Origin of the sequence: Blautia sp. MSJ-19 (genome assembly GCF_018918125.1) — a bacterium.
GTDB lineage: Bacteria > Bacillota > Clostridia > Lachnospirales > Lachnospiraceae > Blautia_A.
On sequence record NZ_JAHLQA010000034.1, the window covers coordinates 168,734 to 184,562 of the forward strand.

19 protein-coding genes and 1 other annotated feature are annotated in these 15,829 nt (G+C 42.6%); of the genes, 15 read left to right on the forward strand and 4 right to left on the reverse strand.

Features of this window, described 5'->3' with window-relative positions; genetic code table 11:
• Nucleotides 1–18: 18 nt before the first annotated feature.
• Nucleotides 19–861 (reverse strand): YitT family protein, encoded by an 843-nt coding sequence (locus KQI91_RS11840; protein WP_216392983.1) that lies wholly within the window; start codon nucleotides 859–861, stop codon nucleotides 19–21.
• Between the two features lie 186 nt (nucleotides 862–1,047).
• Between KQI91_RS11840 and KQI91_RS11845 the strand changes: the two genes are divergently transcribed.
• The 6 genes from KQI91_RS11845 to pgsA are packed head-to-tail and all read left to right on the forward strand — an operon-like array spanning nucleotide 1,048 to nucleotide 5,073.
• A complete protein-coding gene (locus KQI91_RS11845; protein ID WP_216392984.1) occupies nucleotides 1,048–1,926 on the forward strand; it encodes a YicC/YloC family endoribonuclease in 879 nt (292 codons plus the stop codon).
• Between the two features lie 11 nt (nucleotides 1,927–1,937).
• The gene (locus KQI91_RS11850; RefSeq protein WP_216392985.1) at nucleotides 1,938–2,210 is read left to right on the forward strand and encodes a DUF370 domain-containing protein; all 273 of its coding nucleotides are present in this window, start codon (nucleotides 1,938–1,940) and stop codon (nucleotides 2,208–2,210) included.
• Nucleotides 2,203–2,820, forward strand: a complete 618-nt coding sequence (gene gmk, locus KQI91_RS11855) for a guanylate kinase (RefSeq protein WP_216392986.1) — start codon at nucleotides 2,203–2,205, stop codon at nucleotides 2,818–2,820. Before KQI91_RS11850 ends, gmk begins: the two co-directional genes overlap by 8 nt.
• 15 nt (nucleotides 2,821–2,835) lie before the next feature.
• Entirely contained in the window at nucleotides 2,836–3,159 is a 324-nt protein-coding gene (gene rpoZ / locus KQI91_RS11860) for a DNA-directed RNA polymerase subunit omega (RefSeq protein WP_216392987.1), read from the forward strand.
• 53 nt (nucleotides 3,160–3,212) lie between these two features.
• On the forward strand, nucleotides 3,213–4,550 hold the full coding sequence (gene rimO / locus KQI91_RS11865; RefSeq protein ID WP_216392988.1) for a 30S ribosomal protein S12 methylthiotransferase RimO: 1,338 nt from the start codon (nucleotides 3,213–3,215) through the stop codon (nucleotides 4,548–4,550).
• Nucleotides 4,534–5,073, forward strand: a complete 540-nt coding sequence (gene pgsA / locus KQI91_RS11870) for a CDP-diacylglycerol--glycerol-3-phosphate 3-phosphatidyltransferase (RefSeq protein ID WP_216392989.1) — start codon at nucleotides 4,534–4,536, stop codon at nucleotides 5,071–5,073. Before rimO ends, pgsA begins: the two co-directional genes overlap by 17 nt.
• 61 nt (nucleotides 5,074–5,134) lie before the next feature.
• Here pgsA and KQI91_RS11875 read toward each other — a convergent pair whose 3' ends face one another.
• Complete coding sequence (locus tag KQI91_RS11875; protein ID WP_216392990.1) at nucleotides 5,135–5,407, reverse strand: hypothetical protein; 273 nt, start codon at nucleotides 5,405–5,407, stop codon at nucleotides 5,135–5,137.
• A complete protein-coding gene (locus KQI91_RS11880; protein WP_216392991.1) occupies nucleotides 5,404–5,748 on the reverse strand; it encodes a hypothetical protein in 345 nt (114 codons plus the stop codon). Before KQI91_RS11880 ends, KQI91_RS11875 begins: the two co-directional genes overlap by 4 nt.
• Nucleotides 5,749–5,857: 109 nt before the next feature.
• Here KQI91_RS11880 and KQI91_RS11885 point away from each other — a divergent pair, with 109 nt between their 5' ends.
• The gene (locus tag KQI91_RS11885) at nucleotides 5,858–6,013 is read left to right on the forward strand and encodes a hypothetical protein (RefSeq protein ID WP_216392992.1); all 156 of its coding nucleotides are present in this window, start codon (nucleotides 5,858–5,860) and stop codon (nucleotides 6,011–6,013) included.
• A gap of 20 nt (nucleotides 6,014–6,033) precedes the next feature.
• On the opposite strand, the gene KQI91_RS11890 is transcribed toward KQI91_RS11885, so the two are convergent.
• Entirely contained in the window at nucleotides 6,034–6,303 is a 270-nt protein-coding gene (locus tag KQI91_RS11890; protein ID WP_216392993.1) for a hypothetical protein, read from the reverse strand.
• 244 nt (nucleotides 6,304–6,547) lie between these two features.
• Between KQI91_RS11890 and KQI91_RS11895 the strand changes: the two genes are divergently transcribed.
• From KQI91_RS11895 to rpsU, 8 genes are all read left to right on the forward strand, one after another.
• Complete coding sequence (locus tag KQI91_RS11895) at nucleotides 6,548–7,291, forward strand: CpsB/CapC family capsule biosynthesis tyrosine phosphatase (protein ID WP_216392994.1); 744 nt, start codon at nucleotides 6,548–6,550, stop codon at nucleotides 7,289–7,291.
• Between the two features lies 1 nt (nucleotide 7,292).
• Nucleotides 7,293–8,036 carry a YveK family protein gene (locus tag KQI91_RS11900; protein ID WP_216392995.1) on the forward strand — a complete coding sequence of 248 codons (744 nt, stop codon included), beginning with the start codon at nucleotides 7,293–7,295 and terminating at the stop codon, nucleotides 8,034–8,036.
• 2 nt (nucleotides 8,037–8,038) lie between these two features.
• Entirely contained in the window at nucleotides 8,039–8,743 is a 705-nt protein-coding gene (locus KQI91_RS11905) for a polysaccharide biosynthesis tyrosine autokinase (RefSeq protein ID WP_216392996.1), read from the forward strand.
• Nucleotides 8,744–8,757: 14 nt separating this feature from the next.
• Nucleotides 8,758–9,531 carry an immunoglobulin-like domain-containing protein gene (locus KQI91_RS11910; RefSeq protein WP_216392997.1) on the forward strand — a complete coding sequence of 258 codons (774 nt, stop codon included), beginning with the start codon at nucleotides 8,758–8,760 and terminating at the stop codon, nucleotides 9,529–9,531.
• A gap of 19 nt (nucleotides 9,532–9,550) precedes the next feature.
• Nucleotides 9,551–11,077, forward strand: a complete 1,527-nt coding sequence (locus KQI91_RS11915; RefSeq protein ID WP_216392998.1) for an LCP family protein — start codon at nucleotides 9,551–9,553, stop codon at nucleotides 11,075–11,077.
• A 128-nt stretch (nucleotides 11,078–11,205) separates the two neighbouring features.
• Nucleotides 11,206–11,425, forward strand: a binding site (T-box leader).
• Nucleotides 11,426–11,511: 86 nt separating this feature from the next.
• Complete coding sequence (gene tyrS, locus KQI91_RS11920; protein WP_216392999.1) at nucleotides 11,512–12,741, forward strand: tyrosine--tRNA ligase; 1,230 nt, start codon at nucleotides 11,512–11,514, stop codon at nucleotides 12,739–12,741.
• 40 nt (nucleotides 12,742–12,781) lie between these two features.
• A complete protein-coding gene (alaS, locus tag KQI91_RS11925) occupies nucleotides 12,782–15,421 on the forward strand; it encodes an alanine--tRNA ligase (protein ID WP_216393000.1) in 2,640 nt (879 codons plus the stop codon).
• A gap of 160 nt (nucleotides 15,422–15,581) precedes the next feature.
• Nucleotides 15,582–15,758 (forward strand): 30S ribosomal protein S21, encoded by a 177-nt coding sequence (gene rpsU, locus KQI91_RS11930; RefSeq protein WP_004222305.1) that lies wholly within the window; start codon nucleotides 15,582–15,584, stop codon nucleotides 15,756–15,758.
• Nucleotides 15,759–15,829: the final 71 nt, after the last annotated feature.

Sequence of the window (15,829 nt, forward strand, 5' to 3'; positions counted from 1 at the left end):
TTCTCCTCTAATTCAAAATTAAACACTGTGAAAACCTTTTCCGATAATCTCACTCGTGTTGGAAATCAGCATAAAAGCACTCGGCTGGTTTTCTTTGATATAGTTACGCAATCGTACAGCCTGCGGACGATTCAGAACAGTAAATACAATATACTTGTCTTTACCGGAAAAAGCCCCCTGTGCATGAACAATCGTTGCACTTCGGTTAAGCTCATGAACCAGAAAATCACAGATGGGTTCCGGTTCATCGCAGACTACATTGAAATATTTTGAAAGATTAAAACTCTCGATAAAGTTATCGATCATAAACGACCGGATCGTCAGACCAAGGAAAGAGTACAGCCCTGTTTTGATATCAAATACAAAACAACCTGCGATCGTGATCATGATATCCGTTACAAGAAGTGCCTTGCCAATATCAAAACTACTGTATTTCTTTAAAATCATCGCAATAATATCCGTACCGCCGCTGGAAGAACCGATGTTAAACAAAATTGCAGAACCAAGTGCCGGAAGTGCAATCGCGAAGCAAAGTTCCAACATCGTCTGATCTGTCAGCGGATGATCCATTGGACAGACACGTTCCAGTGTAGAAAGTGCAACCGACAGAAGAATACTGCAGTACGCTGTCTTTGCAGCAAACTTCTTTCCGAGTACAACAAATCCGAGTACGAGCAGTAACATATTTACAATAAACGAAAAATCACTGGCAGAAATAGAGGTTTTATCTGCAACCAGAACCGCAAGACCTGTAATTCCTCCAAACGTAAAATTGTTGGTAAACTTAAAAAAGTATGTACCTACTGCCATGATCAGTGTACTTGCTGTCAGTAGTGAAAAATGTTTTATTTTTTCTTTCATATTATAATGATTTCCTCCCCATTGTATTTCATCCGAAGCCATTGTAACGCGACCGGTACAGAAATGTCAACGGACGACTCTATGTGTTTCTAAAATATTTCTGAAAAAAACAAATTGACTACCTTTTTATAATGCACTATAATAAATCTGTATGTAGAAAATGAGACTTGCAAAGTGAGAGAACTTATGATAAAAAGTATGACAGGCTTTGGCCATGCAGAAAAAGTAACCAGCCAGTGCAAGATTACTGTAGAAATGAAATCCGTTAATCATCGATATCTGGATCTGAACATCAAAATGCCACGTCGTTTCAATATGCTGGAGGGACAGGTCCGGAATCTGATGAAGCAGTATATGCAGCGTGGAAAGGTTGATGTCTTTATTACATATGAAGACTATACATCCAGTGATTATACACTGAAATACAACAAAGATCTGGCGGCGGAGTATCTTCACTATCTGAAGCAGATGGCAGAAGAGTTTCAGCTTGAAAATGATGTTCGCGTAACAACATTATCCAGATATCCGGAAGTATTAACTATGGAAGAACAATCTGTCGATGAAGAAAAACTGTGGGAACTGCTTTCCGAACCATTAAAAGAAGCATGTACCAGATTTGTAGAAGCACGTACCAGAGAGGGACAGCATCTCAAAGAAGATCTTCTTTCCAAACTTACTGCTCTTGATGAAATGGTTTCCAGAGTAGAAACACGTTCTCCTCAGGTAGTTCAGGCATATCGGACAAAACTGGAACAAAAAGTCCATGAACTCCTTGAAGATTCACAGATCGACGATAACCGTATCGCTGCAGAGGTCGTATTGTTTTCCGACAAAATCTGTAATGATGAAGAAACGGTTCGCCTGCACAGCCATATCCACGGAATGCAGAAAATCCTTCAGGAAAAAGAAGGAGTAGGGCGAAAAATGGATTTCATGGCACAGGAAATGAATCGTGAGGCCAATACCATTCTTTCAAAATCCAGTGATCTGGAAGTTTCAAATATTGCGATCGATCTCAAAACAGAAATCGAAAAGATACGTGAACAGATTCAGAACATCGAATAACGGAGGCAGCTTTGGCTAAATTAATCAATATTGGATTTGGAAATGTAGTAAATTCCAGTAAAATCGTTGCAGTAGTCAGTCCGGACGCGGCACCAGTCAAGCGTATGGTCCAGAATATCAAGGGAACACGCTCCCTGATCGATGCCACACAAGGCAGAAAGACCAAGGCAGTTATTGTAACCTCTGATGATTATCTTGTTTTATCTGCGCTTCAGCCAGAAACAATCTCCAAACGTTTCGCAGAAGCCTATCATTATGAAGAAAAGGAAGAGGAACATGAGTAAAGGTATTTTAACTGTAGTTTCCGGTTTTTCAGGAGCCGGAAAAGGAACCGTCATGAAACGGCTTATGGAAAAATATGATAATTATGCTCTTTCTATCTCCGTGACAACAAGACAGCCACGCGAAGGAGAACGAGACGGTATCGAATATTTTTTCAGAAGCAGAGAAGAAGTAGAAGAGATGATCCGGAAAGATCAGCTCCTGGAACATGCAGAATATGTCGGTAATTATTATGGAACACCTCGTTTCTATGTTGAAGACATGCTTTCACAGGGCAAAAATGTCATTCTTGAGATTGAGATCCAGGGTGCCATGAAAATCAAAGAAAAGATTCCGGAGGCTGTTCTGGTGTTTATTACCCCGCCAACAATTGAAACTCTTCGGAATCGTCTGATCGGACGAGGCACAGAAACTGCCGAAGTAATTGAATCACGCCTGAAACGTGCTTCTGAAGAAGCTAAGGGCATCAATCTTTATGATTATATTCTGATCAATGACCAGCTGGAAGAATGTGTGGATCAGCTCCACAATATTATTTTAAGCGAACACTGCCGTGCGCAGCGCAATAAAGAATTTATTAATACGATCCTGGAAGATGCCGGGACTTTATGAAAGGAGATAAATAGTATGATACATCCGTCATATTCTGAACTTATTCAGGCAATCAACAACAATGTAGAGGAAGACGACAACACAATGATGCTGAACAGCCGTTACTCGCTGGTACTTGCAACCAGTAAAAGAGCAAGACAGCTGATCGCAGGTGCAGAACCACTGGTACCGGGTGCAGCAGGAAAAAAACCACTTTCTGTAGCAATTGACGAGCTTTACAAGGGCGAGGTAAAGATCGTAGCAGCTTCTTCTGCAGAAGAAGAAAAAACAGCAGAAGTTCAGCCGGTTGCTGAAGAGACAGGCGAAAGTGTTGAAGAAACAACCGAAAACAATCAGTAAACTACCATGATCAGAAGGCATTTGTCTTCTGATTATGTCTATCAGGAGATTTTATGAAAATATTATTTATATCACTTGGCTGCGACAAAAATCTTGCCGATTCTGAAGAAATGCTTGGTCTTCTCACAGGGAACGGACATGAGATCGTAGATTCCGAGGAAGAAGCAGACGCAATTGTTATCAATACATGCTGCTTTATTCACGATGCCAAGGAGGAGAGTGTTAATACAATCCTCGAAATGGCCGAGTACAAGAAATCCGGCACCTGCAAGGTTCTGATCGTAACCGGCTGCATGGCACAGCGTTACAAAGAAGAAATTACGCAGGAAATTCCTGAGGTGGATGCTGTTCTTGGTACTACTTCTTATGGAGATATCGTCAAAGCTTTAAACGAAGCACAGGCGGGAAATGTTTTTCAGGAATTCCGTGATATTAACGAGCTTCCGGAAGATTCCGGACGCAGAGTCATCACTACAGGTGGACATTTTGGCTATCTTAAGATCGCAGAGGGCTGTGACAAACACTGTACCTATTGTATCATCCCTTCTCTGCGTGGTAAATTCCGCAGCGTTCCAGAAGAACGTCTTCTGAAACAGGCTGAATATATGGCCTCCCAGGGTGTCAAAGAACTGATTCTTGTAGCTCAGGAAACCACTGTTTACGGTACTGATCTTTACGGAAAGAAAACTCTGCACATCCTTCTCAGGAAGCTTTGTCAGATCAGGGGCATTCGTTGGATTCGTGTGCTTTACTGTTACCCGGAGGAAATTTATGACGAACTGATCCAGGTCATGAAAGAAGAAAAAAAGATCTGCCATTATCTGGATCTTCCTATTCAACATGCAAGTGATCACATTCTTAGACGTATGGGACGCAGGACATCCAAAGCGCAGCTCATAGAGATTATTACAAAATTACGCAGAGAGATTCCTGATATTGTTCTCCGCACATCTCTGATTACCGGTTTCCCCGGAGAGACAGAAGAGGATCATCAGGAACTTATGGAGTTTGTAGATGAAATGGAATTTGACCGTCTCGGTGTCTTTACCTATTCACCGGAAGAAGGTACACCTGCTGAAACAATGGAAGGGCAGGTTCCGGAAGACCTCAAAGAAAAACGTCGTGATGAGATCATGGAGCTTCAACAGGAGATTTCCCTGGAAAAAGGAAATGGCCGGATAGGTCAGGAACTGCTTGTCATGATTGAGGGAAAAGTCTCCGGAGAAAGTGCATATATCGGTCGTACTTATGGAGATGCTCCAAAAGTAGATGGATATATGTTTGTTCAGACTGGTGAGCTGCTTGTTACCGGCGATTTTGCAAAAGTCCGTGTAACCGGTGCCCTGGAATACGATTTGATAGGAGAGTTGGCAGATGAATACACCGAATAAACTTACTGTAGCGAGAATGATCATTGTACCATTTCTTGTAATTTTTCTTCTGAGTGGATGGGGTGGAGATGCAAACCGCTACATTTCACTGGCTCTGTTTATTGTTGCGAGTGTGACTGACTGGTTTGATGGGTATCTTGCCCGAAAAAATAACCTGGTTACAAATTTTGGTAAATTTATGGATCCTCTTGCCGACAAACTTCTGGTCTGCTCTGCAATGATCTGCATGATCGAACTCAACCGGCTTCCGGCATGGTTTGTAATCATTATCATTGCACGTGAATTCATTATCAGTGGATTCAGGCTGATTGCAGCCGAAAACGGCATTGTGATCGCTGCAAATTACTGGGGAAAATTCAAAACTGTATCACAGATGATCATGATCATTCTTTTGATTCTTCATTTTGATGGTATTTTTGTTACATTGGAGCAGATTTTTATCTGGCTTTCCCTTGCACTGACGATCATTTCACTGATCACTTACATCTGGCAGAACAGATCCGTTCTTTCTATGCAGGAATGATTTTGTTAAAAAAATTAAAATCCCCCTCAGGACAGTGTAACTACTGCCTCAGGGGGATTTTTTATCGAATCATTTTCATAAGATTGACAATCCGGTCAATTTTGGCTGCTTCCTGTGAGGATTTTCCGGCTTTCATAACTTCAAGGACTGCCGAAATTTCTTTTTGCGAAAAATTCAGTCCGTTTTTTCTTCCTGATGCAGCCGCGTTCATGAGAAAGGGAAGCATGTCTGAAGCATTTTTTCCGTTTCCCTTTTCCGCGAGATTCTGAAGCATCTCCAGCTTTTCTTTCTCTATATTCCTAAGTTTCGGATCTTCTTTCCAGTCTTCGTTCATATTCCCTCCTGATTTTCTTCGTGGATCGTCTGCAGCATTTGGAGCATTACCAGTGCATTGGTAATCTGATCCAATCGTTGCCTGCTCCTGCCATAGCTGAATTTTTTTATATTTTCTAACATCTCAGCCGGATCCGTTGGCGAAATACTGCATATTTGTATTTCTTTACGGGGTCTTGAAAAAAGCTGTACAGTATTACGCAGTTCCTGGGTTTTTACATAAGCTGCAAGGATCTGCTGTCCCTGCATGGAAAGATACGGGACAAGCGCCTTAAGCATCTGCCCCTGCTCACTGCCAACCAGTTGATCGAGCATTGTCTGAGAGATGTTTTCCTGTTCCATCCTGCCAACTCCTTTCGGATTACTTTATGCTTTCGATAACTATTTTATGACGCGTCTGTTTCCTTTGACATATGATATAGTATCTTTATATTTGTAAAGGAGATTTCTTATGAATTCAGAAAAGCATAAACTTATCATAGATGGAAATGCATTTTATGAACTGGATCTGGAGTGTATAAAAAAACAAAAAGGATCCTGTCCGAATCAAAACAGAGAAAAAGAACTCTCCGGATCCGATTCCCGGCAAAAAAGGCAGAGGAAATAACCTCTGCCTTCGACTGCATATCAACATCCACAGCCGTTGTTTCCGCATCCGCCACAGAGCAGAAGCAGTACGATGATGATCCAGCAGGAGTCGCCATTATTGCCACATCCACAGCCATTTCCACATCCATTGTTTCCACACAGACACATCAGACAGATGATCCAGAGAATACAACTGCAGGAATTATCTCCAAAAAGACTGGTTCCATTGCCGCATCCACAGCCACAGTTGTTGCTGCATCCACATCCTTCATTTCCACATCCGCAGTTTGTAGCAGCCAAATCACTCATAATAAAGCCTCCAGATTTTGTTCACACTTCATATTATGGCAGATACCTGTCCGATGTGACATACTTATGTGACAGAGTACTTTCTAAATATTTTTATATCGCTTATTTCAATATTTCAGATTGAAAAAAGACTAAATAAGTAATTATTCAAAATATAGTTGAAAATAAGTGCCGATTGAGCTATAATCCAAATGTTAACATTGCTTGGATTGAGCAAAATCAGGGTTAAAGGAGAGGATAGAATATGCCTGATAAGGGACTGTTTGACATACATTGTCACATTGTTCCTTCGGTGGATGATGGAGCTTCAAGTGTAGAAGAAGCATTCAAAATGCTTCAAATGGAATACAAACAGGGTGTTCGAAATATTATCGCAACCCCTCATTTCAGATTACAGATGTTTGAAACCCCGATTGAAACAGTAGATCGTCAGTTTCATGTACTGAGACAACTGGCCCGGAAAGTCAGCCCGGACCTGCATGTATACCTGGGATGTGAATTTCACAGTAATCAGGAGATGGTACCGATGCTTCGCAGTGGAGAAGTTCATACTATGGCAGGTTCCCGCTATGTTCTTACCGAATTTTCCGGAAGTACAAAGTCCAGTTATATTCGAGAACGTTTATATTCCTTACTTTCTCATGGCTACAAACCGATCGTTGCACATATTGAGCGTTATGAATGCCTGCGCAAAGATTTGGGGCTTGTGGAAGAACTTGTGGATCTGGGAGCTTTTATGCAGATTAATGCAGACAGCATCATCGGAAAAGATGGATTTGGTACCAAAAGGTACTGTAAAAAACTTATGAAACTTGATCTGGTCAGTTTCGTCGGTTCCGATTGTCATGGAACCAGAGAACGTATTTCCCGTATAGGGGAGGCATACGATTATGTTGCAAAAAAAGAAGGTGAGTCTTACGCAGATCAGCTTTTCGTAAGAAACCCTCAAAAAATACTTGTGGATGCACAGCGTAGGAAGGAAAGATAAAATGGAACAGCAAAATTTACAAGACAATACCGATATTGAGATTGATGTATTAGAATTATTCCGGGTTTTATTAAATAAACTCTGGGCAATCATTTTATCCGGACTGATCGTCGGTCTGGCTTTTATTGCCGTAACAATTCTGTTCATCACCCCGCAGTATGAGTCAACTACCAAGATGTACGTCTTAAGTAAACAGGACAACAGTACTCTTACCCAGCAGGATATGCAGACAAGTTTGTCTCTGACAAAAGATTATGCAGAGCTGATCAAAAGCCGTACCGTTACAGAGGGTGTGATCACTCAGCTGGGACTGGAACTCACGCATGAAGATCTTTTAAAGAAACTGACTGTTGATTCTGCAACAGATACACGTATTCTTTCTATCACAGTACGTGATGCCGATCCGTACGAAGCATGCAAGATTGCAAATGCAATCCGTGATGTAGCTGCAAACCATATTAAAAACGTTATGGATATTGATGCTGTCAATGTTGTTGAAACAGCTAATATTCCAGATCAGAAATCCAGTCCGAGTCTCAGCAAAAACGGAATCATCGGCGGACTTCTTGGAGTTCTTTTATCTGTTATAATCATTTTGATTGCTTACGTATCAAACGATACTGTCAAAACACAGGAAGATGTCGAGAAATATCTGAACCTCAGTGTACTGGGAACTATTCCGCTGACAGAAACCGGACGTAAGAAAAAGAAAAAGAAACAGAAAAGAGTCAGAGGGAGAAAATAATCATGAAAGAAGTAAATATTTATCGTCAAAAACTTGATTACAGTGCAGATGAGTCCTATAAATCTTTACGTACAAACCTTCTGTTCTGTGGTGAAGACAAAAAAATCATTGCAATCACAAGCTGTACTCCAAACGAAGGAAAAAGTACCGTTTCTCTGAATCTGGCATTGTCTCTGGCTGATTCTGGAAAAAAAGTTCTTTTTATTGATGCCGATCTTCGTAAGTCTGTACTGGTAGGTCGTACTGAAGTAGAAGGAGAGGAGATTAAGGGATTGTCCCATCTTCTTTCACATCAGGAAACAATTGAAAATGTAATCTGCGCTACAAATGTTCCTAGATTTCATATCATTTATGCAGGTACAGTTCCACCAAACCCTGCTGAACTTCTGGGTGGACAGTATTTTAAAAGATTTCTTACTGCAATCCGTAAAGTCTATGATTATATCATCATTGACACACCGCCACTTGGAAGCGTTATTGACAGTGCTGTAATCGCAGAAGAATGTGATGGTTCCATTATTGTTCTGGAATCCGGTGTAATCAGTTACCGTTTTGCACAGGATGTTAAAGGTCAGCTGGAAAAATGCAACTGCCCGATTCTTGGAGTCATTCTCAATAAAGTAGATATGAGCAAACAGGGCTATTACGGTAAGTATTATGGTAAATATTATGGAAAATACGGCAATAAACCGGAGAAAGCAAACTAAGGAGCGATGTCGTTATGTCAAAAAAATGGATAGCTTTTATGGTTGTTGTTTGCGTTGGTCTGGCTGGTGCAGTTGTTACATTTCGTATGAATGCAGATCGTCAGGGTCCTGAAATCAACTTTTCAGATACAGCACCAACAACTTATAATGCCGATATGAATAATGCAGAGCTGTTGACAGGAATTACTGCAACAGATGATCGTGATGGAGATGTTTCTGCATCACTGACTGTAGAATCCGTATACGAAGTCAGTGATTCTGAAGTGGTGATCACTTATACTGCAAAGGACAATTCCAACAATATTACGAAGGTAAAACGTCAGTTGGAAGTAGATGCCTCCTCTAAAAATGCTCTGAACAGCAGTAACCTTGGAGAGCGTACGGACGAAGAAGAGTCTGCTGATTCTTCAGAAGCAGACAACGTAGATGCATTGTCTTCAGAACCTGTACTTTCTGGAACCCCGACACCGACCCTGGAGGAGGATAAAGCCGCCCAAATGAAAGAAGAGCAGGAAGCAGAAGCGGCAGCAATGCCAGCTCAGAATCCTAAAATTTACCTGACAGATTATCTTGTAACAGTTCCTGTTGGAACTTCTGTGGATCTTTTATCTTATGTAGATAATATCACGGATGATGTAGATGATCCTTATGCTCTTTGGCGTAAGATCCAGATTACCGGTGAAGTGAATTCAGCCATTCCGGGTACATACAAATGCACTTACTATGTAATTGACTCACAAAACAACATTTCCAACAATGCGGTTTTAACTGTTATTGTTGAAAAATAAAATTATAGGACGTGAAAAAATGAGAATAACCAAAAAACAGGATCGTCTGCCTGGAATCATTTTAACTATACTGTTGTTTGTAGCAGAAATCGCTTTCACTGTATTGCTGCTATATACAAATCTGCTTTCAGCGAAATACGTTGCTATCGTATTTGCAGTGCAGCTTGTTCTGCTCCTTGTAGTTTATCTGCTCGTCAGAAAATTTCGCAAACAGATTCGTTTCTGGATTGGAGTCATTCTGATGATCGTGATTCTTGCAATTCTTGGAATTGCCGGATTTTATATTTACAAGACAGTTTCTACATTGGATGATATTACCGGTGTAAATAAAGAAATCACTGAAATCAATGTTTATGTCAAACAGGATGATGCAGCACAGACATTACTGGATGCCTCAGGATATTCTTTTGGTATCCTTTCAGATCTTGACCGCAACAATACCGACACAGCGCTTCAGCAGATGTCCTATGAGACAGGTTCTGAAGCCGCACTTAAAGAATACAACAGCCTTACCGAACTTGCAGATGGACTTCTGAAGGGAGATTGTCAGGCAATTGTGCTTAACCGTGCTTATCTGGATGTGCTTGATCAGATGGACAATTATTCCACTTTCTCTTCCCAGATTCGTCAGATTGCTTCTGAACAGGTGGAGACTTTGATCGAACGCAACACACCTGCACCAGTCAACACAACAACTACTACAGATACTACTGTAAATACATCAAAGGATGTTGCTGTAACTGATCAGGTTTATACAATTTATATCAGCGGTATCGATACAAGGGGAGCGATGACATCTTCCAGCCTGAGTGATGTCAACATTATTCTTACGGTTAATCCACAGACTAAGCAGGTATTGATGATTTCCACTCCGCGTGATTATTATGTTCCGCTTTCCATCTCCAATGGAGTTCCGGATAAACTTACGCATGCAGGTATTTATGGCGTAAACGTATGTATGGATACACTGGATATGCTGTATGACATTGATATCAATTATTATTTCCGTCTGAACTTTGCGGGATTTATCAAGATCATTGATGCACTTGGTGGAATTACAATTGATTCTGATTATGATTTTACTTCCAAAAACGTAGAAGGTTTCCATTTCAACAAAGGAAGCAATCAGGTCAATGGTGAGCAGGCACTTGCGTTCTGCCGTGAAAGATATTCTTTCGCAGAAGGTGACCGTCAGCGCGGAAGAAACCAGATGGCTGTTATTCAGGGCGTTTTAAACAAAATTACTTCCCCGGATCTTCTTAAAAATTATCTGTCACTCTTAAACAGTCTGTCCGGATGTTTTGAGACAAATGTTCCTTATGATGTAATTACCTCTCTGGTAAAACAGCAGCTGGATGATGGTGGCAGCTGGCAGGTTCTTTCCTATAGTGCAGATGGTACCGGTGATTCACAGAAACCATACTCTATGAGTCAGAAAGCTTACGTTATGGTACCTGACCAGACTACTGTAGATAAGGCAAAGACTTTAATGCAGAAGGTCCGTGAAGGATTTGTACTTTCTGAAGCAGATGTTGCTGCTCAGTAAAATTTTTACAGCATTTTTTTAAACTATTTTCAATATAGAAATACTTTTATGGCACTTTAAGTTGTTAAAGTGCCATAAAACATACTTGACAAACTTTTTTTCAATTTGTATACTTTTAGAAGTATATAATATCGGCTTTGATGGGAAGAAGTAGCAGAAGAAACACACACAGAGAGTTGCCGGTTGGTGAGAGGCACGTGCACGACTTTTGTGAATACATCCCGGAGCTTCGCACCGAACAAATATAGTAGGCTGCGACGAATTGGCGCTCGTTATCGTGCTTAATGAGGTAGGAATATTTTCCTGCGAATTTAGGTGGTATCACGGGACCCGGTTCTCGTCCTAAGCGGACAGGAACCGGGCTTTTTTATACCATAGCATGTAAAGAAAACTGCTTGGCAGTTTTCTGCATCTCATAACAGGAGGAAATTATTATGACAGTATGGGAAGAACTTAAGGCCAGAGGCCTGATCGCCCAGGTAACAGACGAAGACGAGATCAAAGAAATGGTAAACAACGGTAAGGCTACTTTCTACATCGGATTTGACCCTACCGCAGACAGCCTTCATGTAGGACACTTCATGGCGCTCTGCCTGATGAAACGTCTCCAGATGGCAGGCAACCGTCCGATCGCACTTCTCGGCGGCGGTACCGGTATGATCGGTGACCCGTCAGGAAGAACTGACATGCGTCAGATGATGACAAAAGAAACCATCCAGCACAACATTGACTGCTTCAAGAAACAGATGTCCCGCTTCATCGACTTTTCCGATGGCAAGGCACTGATGGTCAACAATGCTGACTGGCTTCTGAATCTGAACTATGTAGATCTGCTTCGTGATGTAGGAGCTCATTTCTCAGTAAACCGTATGCTTACTGCAGAGTGCTACAAACAGCGTATGGAGAGAGGACTTAGCTTCCTTGAATTCAACTACATGATCATGCAGAGCTATGACTTCTATATGTTATACCAGAAATACGGCTGCAATATGCAGTTCGGCGGTGATGACCAGTGGAGCAACATGCTCGGCGGTACAGAACTGATCCGTCGTAAACTTGGCAAAGATGCATACGCTATGACCATCACACTTCTTCTGAACTCAGAAGGTAAGAAGATGGGTAAGACACAGTCCGGTGCTGTATGGCTTGATCCGAACAAGACATCTCCATTTGATTTCTACCAGTACTGGAGAAACGTAGACGATGCAGACGTTATCAAATGTATGCGTCTTCTTACTTTCCTTCCGCTTGAACAGATCGACGAGATGGCCAAATGGGAAGGAAGCCAGTTAAACAAAGCCAAAGAGATCCTTGCATACGAGCTGACCAACCTGGTTCACGGCGAAGAAGAAGCCAAGAAAGCTCAGGAAGGTGCAAGAGCACTGTTCTCCGGCGGCGCAGACACTGCACATATGCCAAGCACAGAGCTGACTGATGAAGATTTCACAGAAGAGGGAACCATCGACCTTATCACAATGCTGATCAAGGCAGGTCTTGTTCCGACACGTTCTGAGGGACGTCGTGCGATCGAGCAGGGCGGCGTTTCCATCGACGGTGAAAAGATCACAGACATCAAACACACAGTTGCCAAAGACGCACTCGCAGGTGACGGTGTTGTCCTCAAACGAGGCAAAAAGAAATTCAACAGAGTTTATGCTAAATAATAAGTATTTTTTTGATAAATACTTTTAGGAGGAAAGAATCATGAAGAAATACGGAGTAAACGAACTTCGTCAGATGTTCCTTGATTTCATGGAGAGCAAAGGACATCTCGCAATGAAAAGCTTCTCCCTGGTACCTCAGGGAGACAAGAGCCTCCTGCTGATCAACGCAGGTATGGCTCCACTGAAACCATATTTTACAGGCGCAGAGAAACCGCCGAGAACAAGAGTCACCACATGTCAGAAATGTATCCGTACCGGTGATATCGAAAACGTTGGTAAGACAGCACGTCACGGTACCTTCTTTGAGATGCTTGGTAACTTCTCTTTTGGGGATTACTTCAAGACAGAAGCAATCCACTGGTCCTGGGAATTCCTGACAGAAGTCGTTGGTCTGGATGCAAACAGACTGTACCCGTCAGTATATCTGGATGATGATGAAGCATTCGACATCTGGAATAAAGAAATCGGAATCCCGGCAGACAGAATTTTCCGTTTCGGTAAAGAAGATAACTTCTGGGAGCACGGCGCAGGTCCTTGCGGTCCATGTTCTGAGATCTACTATGACCGTGGAGAGAAATACGGCTGCGGCAAGCCTGGTTGCACCGTAGGCTGCGACTGCGACCGTTACATGGAAGTATGGAACAACGTATTCACTCAGTTCGAGAACGATGGAAACGGAAACTATACAACCCTGAAACAGAAGAACATCGATACAGGTATGGGTCTTGAGCGTCTGGCAGTTGTTGTTCAGGATGTTGACTCTATCTTTGATGTAGATACCATCTGTGCACTTCGTAACCTGGTATGCGAGATCGCAGGCAAGGAATATGAGAAGAACTATCAGGATGACGTATCCATCCGTCTGATCACAGATCATATCCGTTCTGCAACATTTATGATCTCCGATGGTATCATGCCGACCAATGAAGGACGTGGATATGTACTCCGTCGTCTGATCCGTCGTGCAGCACGTCATGGACGTCTTCTGGGAATCAAGGGAACTTTCCTTGCAAAGCTCAGTGCAGAAGTGATCAACGGATCCAAAGCAGGATATCCGGAACTGGAAGAAAAGAAAGAGTTCATCTTCAAAGTCCTGACAAACGAAGAGAACCAGTTCAACAAGACCATCGACCAGGGTCTCCGCATCCTTGCAGACATGGAAGAAGAAATGAAAGCAGCCGGAGTAAAAACTCTTTCCGGAGAAAATGCATTCAAACTGTACGATACTTACGGATTCCCGCTTGACCTTACCAAAGAGATCCTTGAGGAAAAGGGTTACGGAATCGACGAAGACGGCTTCCAGAAAGCAATGGAAGAGCAGAGAGTCAAAGCACGTACTGCACGTGAAGTGACCAACTACATGGGAGCTGACGCTACCGTATATGATGAGATCGATGTCAACGTAACGACAGAGTTCGAAGGATACGATCACCTCACATATGATTCCGAAATCACAGTTCTCACAACAGAAAAAGAAATCGCAACTTCTCTGATGGAAGGTCAGAAAGGTACTGTATTTGTAAAAGAAACACCATTCTACGCTACCATGGGTGGACAGGAAGGTGATACTGGTGTGATCGAGACTGCAAATGGCAAATTTGTAGTAGAAGATACCATCAAACTTCGTGGCGGTAAATTCGGTCATGTCGGACATATGGAATCCGGAATGCTTTCCACAGGAGAGACTGTAACTCTTAAAGTCAATGAGCAGGCCCGCCGTGACACAGAGAAGAACCACAGTGCAACACATCTTCTCCAGAAAGCACTCAAGACTGTCCTTGGTTCTCACGTAGAACAGAAAGGTTCCCTGGTAACTCCTGACAGACTTCGTTTCGACTTCGCACACTTCCAGGCAATGACACCGGAAGAGATCGCAGAGGCAGAAGCTCTCGTAAACAAAGAGATCCAGGCAGCTCTTCCTGTAGTGACAGATGTCATGGATATCGAAGAAGCCAAGAAATCCGGTGCAATGGCTCTGTTCGGCGAGAAATACGACCAGAAGGTACGTGTCGTATCCATGGGCGACTTCTCCAAAGAACTCTGCGGTGGTACACACGTTAAGAACACAAGCTCTATCATGCTCTTCAAGATCGTATCCGAGGCCGGTATCGCAGCAGGTGTACGTCGTATCGAGGCACTGACAGGAAACGGTGTTATTGAATATTATAAGAAACAGGAAGCTATGCTTCATGAGGCTGCCAAAGCACTCAAGGCACAGCCGGCAGAAGTTGCTGAGAAGATCACACATCTCCAGGCAGAAGTCAAATCTCTCCAGAGCGAGAACGAATCCCTCAAGAGCAAACTGGCTCAGGGATCTCTCGGTGATGTCATGGATCAGATCGTAGATGTCAAAGGCGTGAAACTCCTTGCAGCCAAGGTTGAGGGCGTTGACATGAACGGACTCCGTGATCTTGGCGACCAGCTCAAAGAAAAGATCGGAGAGGGCGTTGTTGTCCTTGCCGCTGTAAACGGCGGCAAAGTAAATCTCCTTGCCATGGCTACAGATGCAGCACAGAAAGCAGGAGCACATGCAGGTAACCTTATCAAAGGTGTCGCAGCGATCGTAGGCGGTGGCGGCGGCGGCCGTCCGAACATGGCTCAGGCCGGCGGAAAGAATCCGGAAAAAGCGGACGAAGCAGTCAAAGCAGCAGCAGGAATCCTGGAACAGCAGATTCACTAAAAAGCGCATTTTTTGTCAAAAATAATTTTTTTCTAAATTTAGCCAAAAGATGTTGACGAATGTTATCACTATGTTATATAATAACAGTCGTGCAAGAAAAATACCCAGACAGTTGTATTTTAGCACAATCTACAACTGGAGGGAGGTTAGGTGTGAGTCTATGTCAAACGTTATCGTAAAAGAAAACGAGACTTTAGATAGCGCTCTTCGCAGATTCAAGAGAAGCTGTGCAAAAGCAGGTATCCAGCAGGAAATCCGCAAGAGAGAGCATTACGAGAAACCAAGCGTTCGTCGTAAGAAAAAATCTGAAGCCGCAAGAAAACGTAAATATAATTAATTGTGCGCAAAAAATCCCTGGCGACAAGTTCGTCAGGGATTTTTAAAATTTGCAAATTGTCACTCAATTAA

Bases quoted from the DNA above. Each gene is read 5' to 3' on its own strand.
- rpoZ (WP_216392987.1), top strand. From the start codon at position 2,836: ATGATACATCCGTCATATTCTGAACTTATTCAGGCAATCAACAACAAT.
- tyrS (WP_216392999.1), top strand. From the start codon at position 11,512: ATGACAGTATGGGAAGAACTTAAGGCCAGAGGCCTGATCGCCCAGGTA.
- KQI91_RS11845 (WP_216392984.1), top strand. From the start codon at position 1,048: ATGATAAAAAGTATGACAGGCTTTGGCCATGCAGAAAAAGTAACCAGC.
- pgsA (WP_216392989.1), top strand. From the start codon at position 4,534: ATGAATACACCGAATAAACTTACTGTAGCGAGAATGATCATTGTACCA.
- alaS (WP_216393000.1), top strand. From the start codon at position 12,782: ATGAAGAAATACGGAGTAAACGAACTTCGTCAGATGTTCCTTGATTTC.
- KQI91_RS11900 (WP_216392995.1), top strand. From the start codon at position 7,293: ATGGAACAGCAAAATTTACAAGACAATACCGATATTGAGATTGATGTA.
- rpsU (WP_004222305.1), top strand. From the start codon at position 15,582: ATGTCAAACGTTATCGTAAAAGAAAACGAGACTTTAGATAGCGCTCTT.
- KQI91_RS11890 (WP_216392993.1), bottom strand. From the start codon at position 6,303: ATGAGTGATTTGGCTGCTACAAACTGCGGATGTGGAAATGAAGGATGT.
- KQI91_RS11895 (WP_216392994.1), top strand. From the start codon at position 6,548: ATGCCTGATAAGGGACTGTTTGACATACATTGTCACATTGTTCCTTCG.
- rimO (WP_216392988.1), top strand. From the start codon at position 3,213: ATGAAAATATTATTTATATCACTTGGCTGCGACAAAAATCTTGCCGAT.
- KQI91_RS11880 (WP_216392991.1), bottom strand. From the start codon at position 5,748: ATGGAACAGGAAAACATCTCTCAGACAATGCTCGATCAACTGGTTGGC.
- KQI91_RS11915 (WP_216392998.1), top strand. From the start codon at position 9,551: ATGAGAATAACCAAAAAACAGGATCGTCTGCCTGGAATCATTTTAACT.
- KQI91_RS11910 (WP_216392997.1), top strand. From the start codon at position 8,758: ATGTCAAAAAAATGGATAGCTTTTATGGTTGTTGTTTGCGTTGGTCTG.
- KQI91_RS11885 (WP_216392992.1), top strand. From the start codon at position 5,858: ATGAATTCAGAAAAGCATAAACTTATCATAGATGGAAATGCATTTTAT.
- KQI91_RS11875 (WP_216392990.1), bottom strand. From the start codon at position 5,407: ATGAACGAAGACTGGAAAGAAGATCCGAAACTTAGGAATATAGAGAAA.
- gmk (WP_216392986.1), top strand. From the start codon at position 2,203: ATGAGTAAAGGTATTTTAACTGTAGTTTCCGGTTTTTCAGGAGCCGGA.
- KQI91_RS11905 (WP_216392996.1), top strand. From the start codon at position 8,039: ATGAAAGAAGTAAATATTTATCGTCAAAAACTTGATTACAGTGCAGAT.
- KQI91_RS11840 (WP_216392983.1), bottom strand. From the start codon at position 861: ATGAAAGAAAAAATAAAACATTTTTCACTACTGACAGCAAGTACACTG.